This window comes from Rhizobium sp. NLR16a, from assembly GCF_017948245.1.
Classification (GTDB): domain Bacteria; phylum Pseudomonadota; class Alphaproteobacteria; order Rhizobiales; family Rhizobiaceae; genus Rhizobium.
This window is the reverse complement of sequence record NZ_CP072865.1, coordinates 1,901,281-1,917,219: the sequence shown is the minus strand read 5'-3', so window position 1 is coordinate 1,917,219 and position 15,939 is coordinate 1,901,281. Positions and strand designations below refer to the sequence as shown.

The following is a 15,939-nucleotide window of genomic DNA, read 5'->3' as shown; positions in this document are numbered from 1 at the left end:
GTAATCCTGCGCCGGGCTCCCTTCGGGTCGAGCTCGGCGCTTTCGTTTCTGCTAGAACATGTGGACGCAGCGAACTCTGCCGTTTTCAAATCTACGCGTTTATGTTGTATTGTCTCAACTATACTGGGTTGGGCAATGAATAAGAGTTTTACTTTTCGCTTCTACAACGTCACTCGTGATGATCCAAAAAAACCGCCGATGGTCGACATCCTTAGGCAAATTGCCAAAGAGCCGGATCGCGCAAAACGAGAACATCCTCTGGCTGAGGATTATACCATCCGGCTGGAAGAACTTGAGGATGACGGCGGGGACGCTGTTGTTGGTGAGTTCGTCCGTTGTCAATCAACAAACTTGCCAAGTGAATTAGATGGATCCGTGAGGAAACCGCTAACTGCTAAACAGCTTGGTCACAGCATTGTCTTTCGCCTTAACCACAAATTGGGTGTTATAGGTTTTCAACACGATCCCCGTGTCGTTTCGTTGGGACGAGTTCTAGAATACCTGCGCATCTATCACGGCGCTGCGTTTTATTCCGTGGAGCCGCGGCTCAACAAGGATGCGTGGAAGAAGTTCAATGCGGGGTCAGTGCGAAAGCTTGCCATACGGGTGGCATCGCCAGACTCGATGAACGATTTGGCCGGCGACGGTCATGCTGCGTCATCGGGATTAAAGGCGCTTGCGGAAGCATATGAAGCACCAAGCATAAGCATCGAGTTGTCGATGGGTCATCGCAAAGGCTATTTGTCGGACGCAGTGAAAGGCCTCGCCGACCTACTCTCCACTGCTATTGGTCCGCACGCTCGTGTTGACAAACTGTCAGCGGTGACGACTGTTGACGACTCTACAGAGGAAATCGATCTCATCGAAGAGAGGCAGGTGCTGCGTGACACACTGGCTATCGATGATCGCGACCCAGTAAAGAACTATTGGGTAAAGGTAGGCTATTTGACCGCCGAGATGAAGAAGATAATCGGATGAGCGATCTCTTTGAGCGATTTGGTCCGGTCGCCGCAGCCGCCTGCATGGTGGCTGCGCTCTACTTTTTTCGCACGGACCTTACATATGCTGCCGCTAGCAAGAGCTTCGATCTAAGCAACGTTTATTCCTCTGTATTCGATTGGTCTTCTATCCAGACAGGTTTCGTTTTCGGTATCTTTGGCTTTGTTGCGGGAAAGAGCGGCGGCTTCATCGAAGCGATACGCGAAACCAGGGAGATGGCACTCTTTTTAACATACACAAAGAGAGCAATATACCTCGGCTTCTGCCTGACCTTCTCAAGCATTGCGATGTCGATAACGTCCTTCAATATAGATGCCGAAGCATCGTGGCGGTTCCACGTATTTGCAGCATGGTCATTCCTGTCGCTATGGGGCTTTTTGGCGTTTCTGCGTGTCGCCTATATCTTCGGTGATATCCTGAGAGTGCGGGATCGCCATCGCATTCCTGGTTGAGGTTGTCGCGATGGCGCCCACACCTGACACCAAACAGCGCGCCGATAGCGCCGCATGGCAGCACCTATATAAGGGTGCGGCATGGCGCCGGTTGCGACAGCATCAGCTGGCGATGCAACCGCTATGCGAGTTCTGCTTGGTGACCGAGGAGATCACAGAGGCGGACGTCGTCGACCACAAGCGGCGTCACAATGGCGATCCTGAACTCTTCTTCGATCCAACCAATCTGCAGTCCCTTTGCAAGCACCATCACGACAGCGCCAAGCAGATGATGGAGCGCGGCAAGAAGGTCGTGACCTACGGCATTGATGGGTATCCCATCGAGCTAGGGTAGGGAGGGGTGGTCGCCGTTTCGGCGCCATCGCCTATGGGAGCGGCGTCGGGCATTCGCGTTAGTGCTAATACAGATTTTTGCCTCCCGTGCGCGCAAGCGCGCGAGGCCGAATGAGGAATCCACCGCCATGGCAAAGAGGAAAGCGCGCATCGACAGCGCGGCCGAAGCCGTGCGCGTCATGGCCAAGGCGACGGCGGATATTCTGCCGCCGGACAACGTGCCGCTCGACGAGGAAGACCTTCCGTTCTTCCGCAACGTCATCTCAGAATATGCGCGGTCAGACTGGTCGGCCCACCAGCTCGAACTCGCCGCAATGCTAGCCCGCAACATGGCCGACCTGACGCGAGAGCAAAAGCTTTTGCGCGACGAAGGCGGCGTTGCCTACTCCGAAAAGGGCACGCCGGTAGCTAACCCGCGAAAATCAATCGTGCAGATGCACGCCAGCTCGATACTGTCGTTCCGTCGGTCGTTGTCGCTCCACGCGCGTGCGCAAGCGGGCGAGGCGAGGGATGTAGCGAAGCGCCGCGGTGCGGCCAAGGCAATCGAGGGTGACAACCCACTAGAGGATGATCTGCTGGCGCGACCGGACTAGCGAAGTGAATGGCAAAGAAGCCAAAGCCGCTCACCCGCGGCGAGCGCGTGATCGCGTTCATCGAGCGTTACTGCCTGGTGCCGGAAGGCACGCTGCTCGGCAAGCCGGTGAAGCTTCTCCCTTTCCAGCGCAGATTCATTCTGGCGGTCTATGACAATCCGAAAGGAACGTCGCGCGCATACCTGTCGATCGCCCGTAAGAACGGGAAGACCGGTCTGATTGCCTGCCTGCTGCTGGCGCATATCGTTGGCCCCGAGGCTTATACCAACGGTCGCATTGTGTCTGGCGCCCGCTCGCGCAAACAGGCCGCCGAGGTCTTCAATTACGCCGCCAAGATGGTGATGATGTCGCCGGAGCTTTCGAAGCTCGCGCGCATTGTGCCGTCGGCCAAGATGATTGTCGGCCTGGCAAAGAACGTCGAATATCAGGCTAGCTCGGCGGAGGCCAAGAGCGCGCACGGCGGCTCGCCGATCCTGGCCATCCTCGATGAGGTCGGCCAGATCAAAGGCCCGACTGACGATTTTGTCGAGGCGATCGAAACGTCGCAGGGCGCCTACGAAGGGCGCGCGATGCTGTTCGCCATCTCGACGCAGGCCGCCACAGACAACGATCTCTTTTCGCGCTGGATAGACGACGCCGAGACGTCGAAGGATCCTCGCATCGTTAGCCATATCTATTCCGCGCCGGCGGAATGCGACCTTGATGACCGTGACGCATGGGCCGCAGCTAACCCGGCGCTTGGCGTGTTCCGGTCTATCAAGGATGTTGAGGACTTCTCGCTCCTAGCGAGCCGCATGCCCAGCAAGGAAGCGAGCTTTCGCTGGCTGTTCCTAAACCAGCGGATTGACGCGTCGGCGCCGTTCGTAGCTCCAGCGGTGTGGCGCGCCTGCGATGCGTCGATCGAAGATTTTGAAGGCCTGCCAGTATTCGGCGGCCTCGACCTGTCAGAAGTTTCAGACTTGACGTCGCTGGTGCTCATGGCGCCTCGCGACGGCATCTGGCACGTCAAGCCGACGTTCTGGCTGCCCGGTGATAGCCTTCGAGAGAAGGCAAAGGCCGACCGAGTTCCTTATGACGTCTGGCACGGCCAGCAACTGCTGGAGACGACACCTGGGCCAACGGTCGATTACGAGTTCGTCGCACATCACTTGCGCGGCCTGTTCGATCGTCTGGACATTCGCAAGATCGCTTTTGACCGCTGGAACTGGCGGCACTTGAAGCCCTGGCTTCAAAATGCCGGCTTTACCGACGAGCAACTGGACGGCGATCAAGCCGTATTCGAGCAGTTCGGCCAAGGCTTCGCATCAATGTCGCCGGCTCTGCGGGAGCTCGAAAGCTTGATCCTCAACAAGAAGATTGCCCACGGCGGCCATCCCGTTCTGACGATGTGCATGATGAATGCCACGGTGAAGCAGGATCCAAGTGGAAACCGTAAGCTCGACAAGCAGAAGTCACGCGGCCGCATCGACGGCGCCGTGGCGCTCACCATGGCAACGGCAATGGCCGGCACCTACGAGGGTGCAGCCGACATGGCGAGCCCATGGGATGACCCAGAATTCTCCATCAACAAGGCGGCATAAATGGCTTTGAAAGACTGGTTTAGCCGCCCAAATGCGGAAAAATCGCCAGAAACCCGAGCAACCATCGAAAATCCGACGATCCCGGTGAGCGCAGACAACTTTCTTGCGTTCTTCGGGATCAATTCGGCGAATCTGCCGGCCGTCACGGTTGATAGCGCCCTCACGGTGCCGGCAGTTTGGGCCGCGGTGGCATTCATGTCGCGCACGCTCGCTGCGCTGCCGCGGCATGCTTACCGCAATACGAAGGCCGGCGCCACGCGCATCACAGGGCGGCTGGAAACGGTCGTCAATGTGGCGCCGAACGACGGCATTGGCTCCTTCGCGTTCTGGCAGTGGTTCTGGCAGCAGGTTTTCACCCACGGCCGCGGGCTCGCCTACATCGAGCGCACGCCGCAGGGCGTGGATTCGCTTTGGCCGATGGATCCGACGAAGACGACCGTGAAGCGCGTCGGCCTCAAGATTTCCTACGAGTACGACGGCAAGACGTACGACGCGGCTGACGTCATCGACGTTCCGTTCATGCGCCGCAGCTGCGGATTGAGGCATTACGGCCCGATCGCGCAGGCATCCAAGGCGATCCAGCTCGCGATCGCCATGAACGACTACGGCTCGAATTTCTTTGCCGGTGGCGGCGTCCCGCCGCTCGCGCTGAAAGGGCCGCTGCCGGCAAGTGGGGAAGCGCTCAAGCGCGCCCAGGCTGACATTAAGCGAGCCGTCGACGCAGCGAAGGGCGCCGGGGAATCGGTATTCCCCATTCCGCCTGGCTACGACCTTACCGCAGTCGGCCTTGATCCTGCCAAAGGGCAGATGATCGAGGCCCGCCGATTCCAAGTGGAGGAGGTGGCGAGGACATACCAGCTGCCGCCGGTGTTTCTACAGGATCTCACCCGGGCCACGTTTAACAATGTAGAGCAGCAGGATCTGCACCTAACCAAGCACCTGATAGGCCAGTGGGCCAAGGCGCTTGAGGACGAGATTAATCTGAAGTTCTTCGGTCGGTCCGCCGGCAACCGCTATATTGAGCACAATCTCGACGGTCTTCTGCGGGGCGACTTTAAGACTCGCATGGAAGGCTATGGAATCGCGATCCAAAACTCAATCCGAACGCCGGATGAGGTTCGCGAGCTGGAGAACCTGCCGTCCAAGGGCGGCGAGGCGGCGAAATTGCATATCCAAGGAGCGACCGTGGCACTCGGCTCGCAGCCGAAGCCCGCCACAGAACCGCCGGCCAACGACAACAACACCGATGATGATGGGGCGCAGGCCGCATGACGACAGAAATTGAAAAGCGCAGCCTCATCGCTGACGTCGAGCACCGCGCGGCGGACGACAAGCGCACGCTGGTCGGCTACGCCGCCGTATTCGAGCGGCTGGCCGATATCGGCGGCTACTTCCAGGAGAAGATCGCTCCTGGCGCCTTCACAGATGCCGTCAAAGGCGACATCCGCGCCCTCGTCGACCACGACATGGGCCGAGTGATCGGCCGCACCAAGAGCGGCACGCTGCGACTGCAGGAAGACGGCAAAGGCCTTCTCGTGGAAATCGACGTGCCGGACACGACCGACGGAAACGATCTCTGGGTTCTGGTCGAGCGCGGCGATATCAGCGGCATGAGCTTCGGATTCCGCGTGACCAAGGAAACCTGGGACGAAACCGGCGCCGTCCCGGTGAGGACCATCGAGAAGCTCAACCTGCTTGAGGTCTCCGCAGTTGCCTGGCCGGCCTATGATGACACCACCATTGGCCTGCGGTCGCTTACAGCGGCCAGGGCTGAGGGCGGCGCCCGGAACGCCGCGGCAGCGCGCCGACGCATTGCCGAGCGCGAAGCTCGCCAGGAACAGAAAATTCGGGGCATCCGGCAGGACTGACCCGTAGTCACCCGGCCACCAGCCGGAGGGCCGGACACGACGTCCTGCCATTCACCCCCACAGCACCACATTTTGGAGACTTGCATGACTCTCACCGAGCTGCAGGAAAAGCGCGGCCGTCTCGTCACGGAAGCACGCGCTGCCCTGGAAGAAATCAAAAAGAACACCGACGAGGCCCGCGCGGCTGAGCTTGAAGCTCGCCACGACACGATCATGTCCGAGTTCGACCGCGTCGAACGCAACATCAAGCGCGAAGAAGATCAGGCCGCTATCGAAGCCCGCTTCGCTGCTCGCCAGGAAGAAGAGCGCGCCAAGAAGCGTCCCGGCGCCGGCTCTGAAGAGCGCGCATTCGGTTCCGAAACTGGCGAACAGATCGAATACCGCGAAGTTTTCCTGAAGTTCATCGCCAATGGCGCGTCAATCGACGCCCTCGATCCCGAAGAACGCAAGGTCTTGCGCGCCGGCGTCGAGAACATCGAAAAGCGAATCCAGACCGGCGGAACGAACGCGGCTGGCGGCTATACCGTGCCCGTCGAGATGCAGAACCTGCTGGTTCGCTCCATGAAGGCGTTTGGTCCGATGTACGATGCTGATGTTGTCAGCGAGCTCGTCACGACCGCGGGCAACCAGCTGCCGATCCCGACGACCGACGATACCGGCAAGACCGGCGTCCAGGGCACCGAAGGGACGGCGCTCACTGACGACGGTTCTGCCGATGCAGTATTCGGTCAGAAGCAGCTTGAAGCCTACGACTTCAACACGAAGTTCGTGAAGTTCTCTTGGCAGCTCGCGCAGGACTCCATCTTCAACATGGAAGCCCTGCTCGCTGACCTGCTCGGCGAACGCCTCGGCCGCCTCGCCAACGCACAGCTGACGACCGGCACCGGCACCAGCGCGCCGAACGGCATCGTGACCGCTGCAACCCTCGGCAAGACGGCCGCTGCTGCTGCTGCGATTGCCTCTGATGAAATCATCGACCTGACGCATTCCGTCGACCCGGCATATCGTATGTCGCCGAAGGTTCGCTTCATGTTCAACGACCTGACGCTGGCGGCTATCCGCAAGCTGAAGGACGGCCAAGGCAACTACCTCTGGCAGATGGGCAACGTCAAGGAAGGCGTACCGGGCACGCTGCTGGGCTACAACTACAGCATCAACCAGGCGATGGCGAACATCGCAACCGGCAACAAGACCATCATCTTCGGCGACCTCGGCAAGTACTGGGTCCGTAAGGTTGGTTCGCCGGTGATCGGCGTCCTGCGCGAGCGCTTCTGGCCGGATCTCGGTATCGCTGGCCTCATCCGCTTCGACGGTGAGCTGCTCGATACGGCATCCGTCAAGTATCTGCAGCAGGCTTAATCGATTGGCGGGCTGGCTTAGGCTGGCCCGCCATTCTTTTCAGGAGGCGACATGCTTTTGAAAATGATAGCCGGCCTGTCCGGCCCTGAATTCAACTTGGCGCCTGGCGACGAGCGTGAATTTGTAGATGCCGAGGCGGAGCGCTTGATCGAAGCTGGCTTTGCCGTGAAGGCGGAAGCTGACGAAGTGCCGGCCGCAGCACCGGCTCGCAAGAAGGGCAAGGCCAATGTGGTATCCGCCGAAGGTGACGCAGGCTCCGAGTGAGCCTATCTCAGTCGCGGATGCGAAACGCCATTGCGTGGTTTTGCACAACGATGATGACGCGCTATTCGATGCCCTCATCACCGCGGCACGTGATTATGTCGAGCGATACTGCAATACGCCCTTGGCAACGCAGACGATCGAAGTGAAATGCGACACCTTCTGCGATTTCGATCGCTTGCCGGTGGCACCTGTGCAGTCGGTCACCTCGATCGCCTATATCGCCACCGACGGCACGAATGCGACCGTTGACGCCGCCGACACAGAGACGCGCTTCGACGGCCTCGAGTCGTCGATCCTGCCAGCATACGGCAAGCAGTGGCCGGTCACGCGCAACGGGTCGCGCATCACGATGACCGCTGTCGTTGGCTATACCGCTCTGCCGCCATCCATCAAACACGCGATGCTGCTCTGGATCGCCGATGCCTACGAGCAGCGCGAAAGCAAAGAGCTGCCAGTCTGGACTGCGTTCGACGCGCTGCTTTGCAACCATAGACGCGGCGCGTAAGCCGCAGGAGACCTTCCCATGGCAGACATTACGGTTACGCCAGCAAACGTGCTTCCTGGCACCAATGCAGGCATCGATTCCGGCATCGCTGGCGAGGCCATCGCAGCCGGCAAGACGATATATCTTAACGCCACAACCAATCGCTGGATGCTTTCCGACAACAACGGCACTGGCACCCGCCAGGTTCACGGCATCGCGCTCAACGCTGCATCGGCCGGTCAGCCGGTTGCTATCCAGAAGTCTGGCGACATCACTATCGGCGCGACGCTCGTTGCCGGCCAGGACTATTGGCTTAGCGGCACTCCTGGCGGCATCTGCCCTCGCGCAGACCTGACGACCGGCATGGATCCGGTTCTCGTCGGTATCGCAAAGACGACGGCCGTCCTTGCAATCTCGCCGATCGATCCAGGGGTTACACTCTAATGTGGGTTCGCTTTGTCGCTGATTTCGACTGGCGCGCGACGCCCGCCGTGACCATCGCGTACAAAGCGGGCACCATCGAGTTTGTGACGCGGGCTTGCGCCGAAGAGGCTGGCGAGCGGGCCGAAGTCGTTGACCGGCCAGCTGGTCGGAAGTCACCAAAAGCGGGTGGACGATGACAGAGACCAAAGGCGCTGGTAGGCTTCGAGAGAGGCTGCACTTCCAAAGGCGCCAACTCGTCGACGACGGGTTTGGCAACGAGCAGGCCGGTGATTGGATCATAGTCTTCACGACTGCGGCCGAACTGAGGCCTTTGAAGGGAAGCGAGCCAGTCATAGCCTCTCGTCTGTCTGGTGTGCAGCCGTTCGTCATACAGATCCGCAGCTGCATCGAGGCGAGGAGCGTCACCACAGCGTGGCGAGCCGTTGACGCGCGCAACCAATCGCGCATTTTCAACATCACGTCTGTGGCGAACTTCGACGAGAGGAACGCCTATCTAGACTTGATGGCGGTGCAAGGAGTTGCGACGTAGTGGCTATCACAGCGGAGCTAAAGGGGCGCGAGGCACTCATGCGGCGCCTGAACCAACTGGCGCCGAACGTTGAGAAATATGCCGCAAGCGCAAAGCTTGAGGCGGCCAAGGAAGTTGCTGATGCCATTCAGGCGCGGGCTCCTCGCGGCGATACGCTGGAATATGCGGAAAGCATAGAAGGCGATCGTCTGTCGAGCCGGCCTCAGCAAGAAACCGTCGGCACAACCGCCACCAAAGATCCGTCGGCGGCCGGCATCTTTGCGGAATACATCTGGCGTTTCCTCGAGTTCGGAACGGCTCCGCACAGCACAGCAAAGGGCGGCGGCACAGTGCTCGGTAAGAAGCTTGCCGCAGCATCGGGCGCCGGTATGCATCCAGGCACCGCGGCCCAGCCTCACATCTTTCCGACTTATCGCGCCATGAAGCCGGCAATTCGCAAGCGAATTCGCGCGGCCGTCAACAAAGCTGTGCGCGAGGCCATGGGCAAATAGCCAGAAGGCAGGATATCTCATGGCAAGCCCAGATCTGGAACTGCAGGGCTCTATAGTGGCGCGATTGAAGGCTGACGCCACCCTTTCGGCGCTTATAGGCTCGCGTGTCTATGACCAGCCGCCGGAAGGCGCGATTTTCCCATATTTCACGATCGGCGAGGCGCAATTCCTTCGTGATGATGCAACTTGCGTCAGCGGCGGCCAAGTCTATCTGACGATGCACGCGTGGTCGCGTGCCGTCGGCTTCCCAGAGGTCAAGCGGATCGCTGATGCAGTTGCCGAAAGCCTGCACCTCGCACCACTGACGCTGGCCACCAATCATCTGATTTCGATCAATCACCGTCAGACGCGCGTTTTCCGCGACGCCGACGGCCTCACTTCGCACGCAGTCATCGAATTCGTTGCCCGCGTCGAGAAGCCAACTGCGTAGCGCGGGCGGCATAATAACCATCGCGCCAACCGCGCTAATCACCACATCAGGAGACTATTATGGCATCAGTCGGTCAGGTACTTGGACGTACCCTGCTCATTCAAATCGGTGACGGCGGCTCCCCGACGGAAGTATTCACCAACCTTTGCGGCCTCAAAACCCGCAGCTTCAACCTCTCGGCGGGCGAAGTCGACACGACCATTCCGGATTGCGCCAATCCTGGCAACGTCGTTCAGAAGACGAGCCGCCCGGGAATTGCAAATCGCACGTTCACGGGATCTGGGGCTTACGTCGCCGGCGCCAACATGTCGGCGTTCATGACGCATGTCATCAACGCGACCGCATTCAACGCGAAGGTGATCGTGCCCGGTCTCGGAACCTTCTCGGGCTCGTGGTTTGTGACCGATTTCACCGCGTCTGGTGACGTCGAGCCGAACATGGAATTCTCCGCGACCTTCACCGCCGGTGACACGCTCACCTTCGCGCCTGAAGTCTAAGCGATCAGAAAGAGGAGAATTCTGTGACTGATCAAGAATACAAGCATCCGGTCAACGGGGCGCGCGGCGAAGCGCGTCTCGTCATTGACGGCGTCGAGCTCGTAGTTGCGGCAACAATGGGCGGCCTGTCTGCCTTGTCGAGCCGCCTGCAGTGCAAGTCTCTGAATGATCTGTTCCTGCGGCTGTCTGGCGTCGAGGCGGCCGCCACTGTCGCAGCCATCGAGCTTCTGACCGTCAAGGGCAACGCTATTGAGGCGATCACTAAGCTGAAACTGAAACACTTTCCGGCCTGCGCCGTGGCCTTTTCTGCGATCTTGGCCCATCACTTTGACGGTGACGAGGGAAACGTGGAAGCCGTCGACGAGGCGGCGTAGACAAGAAAGGGCGCGGCGTCCTGGATGACACGCCGTTTCCTTGGCGCCAATGGATGAGAATCGGCATCGGCGGCCTCAAATGGCGGCCTGCGGATTTTTGGGATGCCACGCTCACCGAATTCTTCGATGGGATCGAAGGTCACAATGAAGCGCAGGGCGTTGACGAGCAGAATACCGATGCGCCAAGCGATCGCGAGTTGGAAGCGCTCGTGGCGAAGTATGGCTAAAGACCTGCGCGATAAAATTCGTCATCGGTGATATAGCCTTCGTCGCGACAAACCAGACGCATTTCTCGCATGCCTTTGTCAAGCAGAGCTTGACGGCATCCTCCACGGATCGTTTCTTCCTCGGCCGCGGCGAGGCGCTGTAATCGCCGCTGATTGATGTCGTATGCCATGTATGCGCCCCCGGCAATCACGACGACGCAGGCGCAGGCAATCAGTCCTTTCAGCCACCCATCCATCATTTCCCCCAAAGGCCCACAACCACCGCGGGCTTTTTCATTTTAGGATGCGCAACGCATGGCTGACAATACCGATGACCTGATTATTTCAATCAGCACTGATCAGGCCACGCTCCGTCGCAGCATCCAGCGCATCGAGCGCGATCTGGCGGGCTTGTCGGGATCGGTGCAGAAGCAGTTCACGGCTGTCGGCAAGTCGATCGACAACTCCATTTCTTCCACAATGCAGAACCGCATCAATGCCATGGTCGGCATTGGAACGAAAGCATCGAAGGAGTGGACTGGAGCGCTCGCCGACCAGGGCAAGGAATTGGAACGGCTCCGCGCCAAGTACAATCCGCTGTTTGCGACGATCACGCAATACAAGGCGGCCGTAGCCGAAATCAAGCAGGCGCACGCCGTCGGTGCAATCTCCGCGAATGAAATGGCGCTCGCGATCAGCAAGGAGCGCCAGGCTGCGCTTGCATCTACAGCAGCCATAAAAGGTCGCAATGCCGCCCTTGAGGCGACTCCTGCGCAGCGAGCTGCTGGTGGCGCCGGCGCATTCCAGACAGCAAACATCGCCGCTCAGTTCCAGGACATTGCGGTTCAGCTTCAGGGCGGCAGCAAGCCGCTGACGATTGCATTGCAGCAGGGCACCCAGCTCGCGTCTGTTTTCCAGACAATGGGTTCTGGCAAGCAGATTATTGCTGGACTCGGCGCGGCGTTCGCTAGCCTAGTTAGCCCGGTCTCGTTGGTCACTATCGGGCTTATCGCGGCCGGTGGCGCTGCCTACCAGTATTTCACATCGGTGGGCGAAGGCGGCAAAAAATCAGAAGAGGCCCTCAAAAAGGAAGACGAGCTGATCCAGCGCGTCGCCGACAAATGGGGCAGTGTCCTTCCAGAGCTCAAGAAATACGCGGACGAGCGTCAGAGACTTCTCGACGTCAAAGAACAAAAAGATGCTTCCCTTGCGGAGGCAGACAAGCAATGGACTGAACTCCGCAAGAATATCGGCCTGACACAGGCAAAATACGCCGAGTTCCTCCAGACCTTCAATGATCAAGCGGCCGACACTGCGAAGGTCGGCGCGCTCCAAAAGGCATATAAAGAACTCAGCGATGGAATCGCCAACGGCACAGCCACAACTGAGCAGGCCAAGGCAGTGCAGGCCGCCCTTCTTGCTCTCATGCAGGAAACGGGCATTAAGGCTGTTGGTGATTTCGCGAAGACATTTGATGTTCTCGCGACTTCGATTGCTGGCGCACGAAGCGAGGCGGACAAGCTAAAAAGCGCGCCGCTGTTCAACGAGAACGTTGATAAGAGCCGCCTTCCGACGCTCGGCACTCTCGGCCCCATATATTCGGACAATGGAAAGCTGCTGACCGATCCAAACGAGATCGAGCGTTATAGGAAGCAGCAGGAGGAAAACCGAAACCCGACGATCGACACTGGTCGCGGGCTCCCCGTTCCAGTTCCGACACCGACGGCAAAGCCGATCCAGCTTGGTGAAGAGCCAAACAAGCAGGCGGAAACGGCTGCGACCAAAGCGGCGAATGCGTATCGCGACCTGGTGAAGATTGCCGATGACCGTATCGGCCAACTGCAGCAGGAGATCGACCTCCTCGGTAAGTACGGCGTCGACGCTGATGCTGCCCGCTTCGCGCTGGACCTATTCCAGCGGTCAGAGGATAAGGGCAGGTCGCTAAGTGAGCAGCAGCGCAAGGAAATCGAAAAGAAGGTTGCGCTCTACAAGCAGTACTCTGAAACGCTGTCGAAGGCAAAGCTGCAGCAGGATTTGCTCATGGACGCGCGATACAACTCGCTGTCCAAGCAAGACCAGCAGATCACAACGACGCTTCGCCAGTACGGCTTGCCGGAGGATTTGAACAGCCCAGAAGCCGGCCAAATCCGCAAGTTTCTGAATATCGAGGACGCGCGATCCGATCTCAGGTCGTTCTTCGGCGACTTCAAAAATGCTCTGCTGAATAACGGGGGCGACATCGGCAAGGCATTTGCTGACGCCATCCAAAACGCCGCGCTAAACCAGATCTCGAAGATTGCCGACCGGCTTATCGATCAGTTGATCAATGGCATTCTCGGCGCTGGATCTGGTGGCGGGATCCTCGGTAACGTCGGAGCCCGCTCTGGCGCCGCCAATGCCAATTTCGTGGCGAACACGACGCTCGGCCAGCTGATCGGAGCCAACGACAATCTCGGCCGGGCGCCAGTTATCCCGGTCACGCGGGCGCCGCTTGGCAACATCGCGGCCTACGCGGCCGCAATCAAGTCCATCGAAAGCGGCGGCAACTATTCGGCCATGGGGCCTGTGACTGCTTCTGGCGACCGCGCATATGGCGCCTACCAGGTGATGGGTGCCAATGTCGGCCCCTGGACGCGGCAGGCGCTTGGCTATTCGCTGTCGCCGTCACAGTACCTTGCATCCTCGTCGGCGCAGGATGCTGTCTTTCAAAAGATCTTCGGCGGCTATGCAGGGCGTTACGGTGCCTCGGGCGCTGCGCAGGCTTGGTTTGGCGGCCCAGGATCGGTGGGCAGCGGCGGCAATGCGGCCGATATGCTTGGCACGACCGGCACGCAATACGTCGAGAAATTCAATAGTGCGTTGACGCGGCTTTCCGGCACGACCGACTCCGCAACCGGCGGACTTCGGAACTTCAACCCAGCTGTTGGCTCTGCGACCCAGAACCTCGGCCAGTTCGGCAACGGCCTTGGCCAGCTAGGCAATACCCTTCAATCTGGCGCAACCGCCGGCGGTTCTTCCGGTGGTGGCGGCGGCTTGTTTGGCTGGCTCGCTAGCCTGTTCGGTGGCGTGAGTTCGGGTGGAGCAGCCTCCTCGGCGTTCAATACCCGCACTTATGCTGATGGCGGCCATGTCTCAGGCCCTGGCGGCCCGACCAGCGATAGCATCCCAGCGATGCTTTCCAACGGCGAGTTTGTCGTGAATGCCGCATCTGCGCGCCGGCATCGAAGGTTGCTGGACGCGATCAATTCCGGCTCCATCGCAAGATTTGCGAGCGGTGGATTGGTCGGGGCCGCCGGCGGTTCTCGTGTTGCCGGCAGGGCGTCATCTGGCGCTTCTGGCGTCGTGGTGAACATCACGAACAACGCAAACGCGCAGGTCACGCAAAAATCGCGACAGACGTCGAGCGGTACGCAAATCGACGTGCTGATAGATGAAATGGTGGCTGACAAGGTCTCAACGCCGGGATCGAGGTCGCGCGGCGCAATGCAATCGCAGTTCGGGCTGCGCGGAGGATTGGCAAGGCGATGACTGTTCCAGTTTGGCCGGTGACCCTGCCGAAGTTTTTCACAGCAACATCATACGACGAAGGGGGCGCAGACAATGTTCTGCGCTCCGAAACATCTATCGGTCCAGCGAAGACTAGGCGGCGCACCTCGGCGAATGTCTGGGGCCAAAGCGGACAGATGGTCATGTCTTATGCCGAGTATGGAGACTTCCTTACATTCGTGCGGGATTCCATTTCGGACGGCGCGAAGGCCTTTACGTTCCCCGACCGCCTCGGCGGGTCGGATCTCCTGGTTCGATTGAAAGAACCCCACAAGGCAACACTCGACGGCAATTCCTGGGTCGTTTCATTCTCCCTTGAGGTTTTGCCTTAACAGCCTGGATATCAGATGAGCCGTATTCTTTCGCCTGGGTTTCTTGCTGGGATTTTCTCACAGGAGACAGACGAGGTTCCGATCTGCCTCTTGACCGTGACTCACGACGATCTCGACGAGCCGATCTATATCTCCAGCGACCCGACGACGCGCCTGTCAGACGACCCGCTGGTCTATGGCACGGAAAGCCGGGGCGAGCAGTTCATCTTTTTGCCTTTCGACTTCACGCTGCCGGATGATCGCAGCGATGCTCCGCCGCGCGTCCAACTGACGATGGACAACATCGACCGCACTCTGGTCTCTATTCTTCGCACCTTCACCACGCCGCCAGCAGTCAAGTTGGAGATCATCCTCGCGTCGGATCCTGACATGGTCGAGATCACGATGCCGGTGCTGCAGATGTCTGACGCGACGATGGATGACCACGCGATATCGGTCACGTTGGTGGCGGATGCGCTGGTCAACGAGCCGCATCCTGCCGGCCAATTTACGCCAGGATCGTTCCCGGGGCTGTTCTGATGGAACGCTTCATCGGAATTCCTTACGTGCCCCATGGGCGCGACTACACCGGCGCGGACTGCTGGGGTGTCCTTTTTCTTTATTATCGGGACGTGCTCGGGACATCAGTTCCGTCCTACTCGGCGGAAATGGACGCTCGCGAGTTTCACCGCAGCGCCATCAGCCCACTGGTCGCCGAGGAGCGTGAGAAACACTGGCATCCAGTTGATGTCCCGAAGATTGGCGATTGCGTGCTGATGCGGGCAGGGCGCCACGACAGCCACGTCGGCGTGTTCCTTGGGCATGGCCTCGTGCTCCACAGCGAGGGGCCGCATCCCTCAGTCATCGACCGAATCGGCGACATGCGCTGGCGAAACCGGATTTCCGGATTCTACCGCCTCAACCAATAAGGCAGATCCATGCAGCTTGTACCGACAACGGCGCCTGTTGAAATCATTGCGCCTGGCGAAAGCGTAGACGTTTATCTGCGTCGATCTCCGCTGCGCTCGGGACGAGAGCACATCAGCCTTCCGGCCGGCCTCTCGATTGAAGAGATCATCGAGCGCTGTGATATTGAGCCGAGCAGGCTCTACATTGCGATCAATGGGAACTCCATCGAGCAAAAGAACTGGCGCCGCGTCCGCGTCAAGCCGGGCGCTT

The 15,939-nt window shown here is 59.4% G+C and carries 22 protein-coding genes; 21 read left to right on the top strand and 1 reads right to left on the bottom strand.

Going from position 1 to position 15,939, the window contains the following annotated elements; genetic code table 11:
- Nucleotides 1-135 precede the first annotated feature (135 nt).
- The 17 genes from J7U39_RS09350 to J7U39_RS09270 all read left to right on the top strand — a co-directional run bounded on the left by J7U39_RS09350 (nt 136) and on the right by J7U39_RS09270 (nt 10,924).
- The gene (locus tag J7U39_RS09350; protein ID WP_210631474.1) at nt 136-978 is read left to right on the top strand and encodes a DUF6731 family protein; all 843 of its coding nucleotides are present in this window, start codon (nt 136-138) and stop codon (nt 976-978) included.
- A complete protein-coding gene (locus J7U39_RS09345) occupies nt 975-1,451 on the top strand; it encodes a hypothetical protein (protein ID WP_210631473.1) in 477 nt (158 codons plus the stop codon). The genes J7U39_RS09350 and J7U39_RS09345 overlap by 4 nt, the downstream gene beginning before the upstream one ends.
- 10 nt (nt 1,452-1,461) lie before the next feature.
- Nucleotides 1,462-1,785, top strand: a complete 324-nt coding sequence (locus J7U39_RS09340; RefSeq protein ID WP_210631472.1) for an HNH endonuclease signature motif containing protein — start codon at nt 1,462-1,464, stop codon at nt 1,783-1,785.
- 127 nt (nt 1,786-1,912) lie between these two features.
- Nucleotides 1,913-2,377 (top strand): terminase small subunit, encoded by a 465-nt coding sequence (locus J7U39_RS09335; RefSeq protein WP_210631471.1) that lies wholly within the window; start codon nt 1,913-1,915, stop codon nt 2,375-2,377.
- A gap of 77 nt (nt 2,378-2,454) precedes the next feature.
- Complete coding sequence (locus J7U39_RS09330; RefSeq protein WP_247241743.1) at nt 2,455-3,957, top strand: terminase TerL endonuclease subunit; 1,503 nt, start codon at nt 2,455-2,457, stop codon at nt 3,955-3,957.
- A complete protein-coding gene (locus J7U39_RS09325) occupies nt 3,958-5,229 on the top strand; it encodes a phage portal protein (protein WP_207241975.1) in 1,272 nt (423 codons plus the stop codon). It abuts the gene before it with no gap.
- Nucleotides 5,226-5,825: an HK97 family phage prohead protease gene (locus J7U39_RS09320; RefSeq protein ID WP_207241976.1), complete on the top strand. Its 600-nt coding sequence runs from the start codon at nt 5,226-5,228 to the stop codon at nt 5,823-5,825. Before J7U39_RS09325 ends, J7U39_RS09320 begins: the two co-directional genes overlap by 4 nt.
- An 84-nt stretch (nt 5,826-5,909) precedes the next feature.
- Nucleotides 5,910-7,184 (top strand): phage major capsid protein, encoded by a 1,275-nt coding sequence (locus J7U39_RS09315; protein WP_207241977.1) that lies wholly within the window; start codon nt 5,910-5,912, stop codon nt 7,182-7,184.
- Nucleotides 7,185-7,235: 51 nt separating this feature from the next.
- Nucleotides 7,236-7,448, top strand: coding sequence for a hypothetical protein (locus tag J7U39_RS09310; protein ID WP_207241978.1), 213 nt, complete (start codon nt 7,236-7,238; stop codon nt 7,446-7,448).
- Nucleotides 7,411-7,953, top strand: coding sequence for a head-tail connector protein (locus J7U39_RS09305; protein ID WP_210631470.1), 543 nt, complete (start codon nt 7,411-7,413; stop codon nt 7,951-7,953). Before J7U39_RS09310 ends, J7U39_RS09305 begins: the two co-directional genes overlap by 38 nt.
- An 18-nt stretch (nt 7,954-7,971) precedes the next feature.
- Nucleotides 7,972-8,376: a hypothetical protein gene (locus J7U39_RS09300; RefSeq protein ID WP_097541833.1), complete on the top strand. Its 405-nt coding sequence runs from the start codon at nt 7,972-7,974 to the stop codon at nt 8,374-8,376.
- A gap of 172 nt (nt 8,377-8,548) precedes the next feature.
- Entirely contained in the window at nt 8,549-8,905 is a 357-nt protein-coding gene (locus J7U39_RS09295; RefSeq protein WP_207241980.1) for a head-tail adaptor protein, read from the top strand.
- On the top strand, nt 8,905-9,396 hold the full coding sequence (locus J7U39_RS09290) for an HK97-gp10 family putative phage morphogenesis protein (protein ID WP_207241981.1): 492 nt from the start codon (nt 8,905-8,907) through the stop codon (nt 9,394-9,396). The genes J7U39_RS09295 and J7U39_RS09290 overlap by 1 nt, the downstream gene beginning before the upstream one ends.
- Nucleotides 9,397-9,415: 19 nt before the next feature.
- Nucleotides 9,416-9,826 (top strand): DUF3168 domain-containing protein, encoded by a 411-nt coding sequence (locus tag J7U39_RS09285; protein WP_207241982.1) that lies wholly within the window; start codon nt 9,416-9,418, stop codon nt 9,824-9,826.
- 59 nt (nt 9,827-9,885) lie between these two features.
- A complete protein-coding gene (locus J7U39_RS09280) occupies nt 9,886-10,323 on the top strand; it encodes a phage tail tube protein (RefSeq protein WP_210631469.1) in 438 nt (145 codons plus the stop codon).
- 23 nt (nt 10,324-10,346) lie between these two features.
- Complete coding sequence (locus J7U39_RS09275) at nt 10,347-10,697, top strand: hypothetical protein (protein ID WP_210631468.1); 351 nt, start codon at nt 10,347-10,349, stop codon at nt 10,695-10,697.
- A gap of 20 nt (nt 10,698-10,717) precedes the next feature.
- Complete coding sequence (locus J7U39_RS09270; protein ID WP_207244546.1) at nt 10,718-10,924, top strand: phage tail assembly chaperone; 207 nt, start codon at nt 10,718-10,720, stop codon at nt 10,922-10,924.
- On the opposite strand, the gene J7U39_RS09265 is transcribed toward J7U39_RS09270, so the two are convergent.
- Nucleotides 10,921-11,160 (bottom strand): hypothetical protein, encoded by a 240-nt coding sequence (locus J7U39_RS09265; protein ID WP_207241985.1) that lies wholly within the window; start codon nt 11,158-11,160, stop codon nt 10,921-10,923. The genes J7U39_RS09270 and J7U39_RS09265 overlap by 4 nt on opposite strands.
- A 58-nt stretch (nt 11,161-11,218) precedes the next feature.
- Between J7U39_RS09265 and J7U39_RS09260 the strand changes: the two genes are divergently transcribed.
- The 4 genes from J7U39_RS09260 to J7U39_RS09245 are packed head-to-tail and all read left to right on the top strand — an operon-like array spanning nt 11,219 to nt 15,689.
- Nucleotides 11,219-14,431 (top strand): phage tail length tape measure family protein, encoded by a 3,213-nt coding sequence (locus tag J7U39_RS09260; RefSeq protein ID WP_207241986.1) that lies wholly within the window; start codon nt 11,219-11,221, stop codon nt 14,429-14,431.
- The gene (locus J7U39_RS09255; protein ID WP_207241987.1) at nt 14,428-14,781 is read left to right on the top strand and encodes a hypothetical protein; all 354 of its coding nucleotides are present in this window, start codon (nt 14,428-14,430) and stop codon (nt 14,779-14,781) included. The genes J7U39_RS09260 and J7U39_RS09255 overlap by 4 nt, the downstream gene beginning before the upstream one ends.
- Nucleotides 14,782-14,796: 15 nt before the next feature.
- The gene (locus J7U39_RS09250; RefSeq protein ID WP_207241988.1) at nt 14,797-15,300 is read left to right on the top strand and encodes a DUF1833 family protein; all 504 of its coding nucleotides are present in this window, start codon (nt 14,797-14,799) and stop codon (nt 15,298-15,300) included.
- Nucleotides 15,300-15,689, top strand: coding sequence for an NlpC/P60 family protein (locus tag J7U39_RS09245; protein WP_207241989.1), 390 nt, complete (start codon nt 15,300-15,302; stop codon nt 15,687-15,689). Before J7U39_RS09250 ends, J7U39_RS09245 begins: the two co-directional genes overlap by 1 nt.
- Nucleotides 15,690-15,939: the final 250 nt, after the last annotated feature.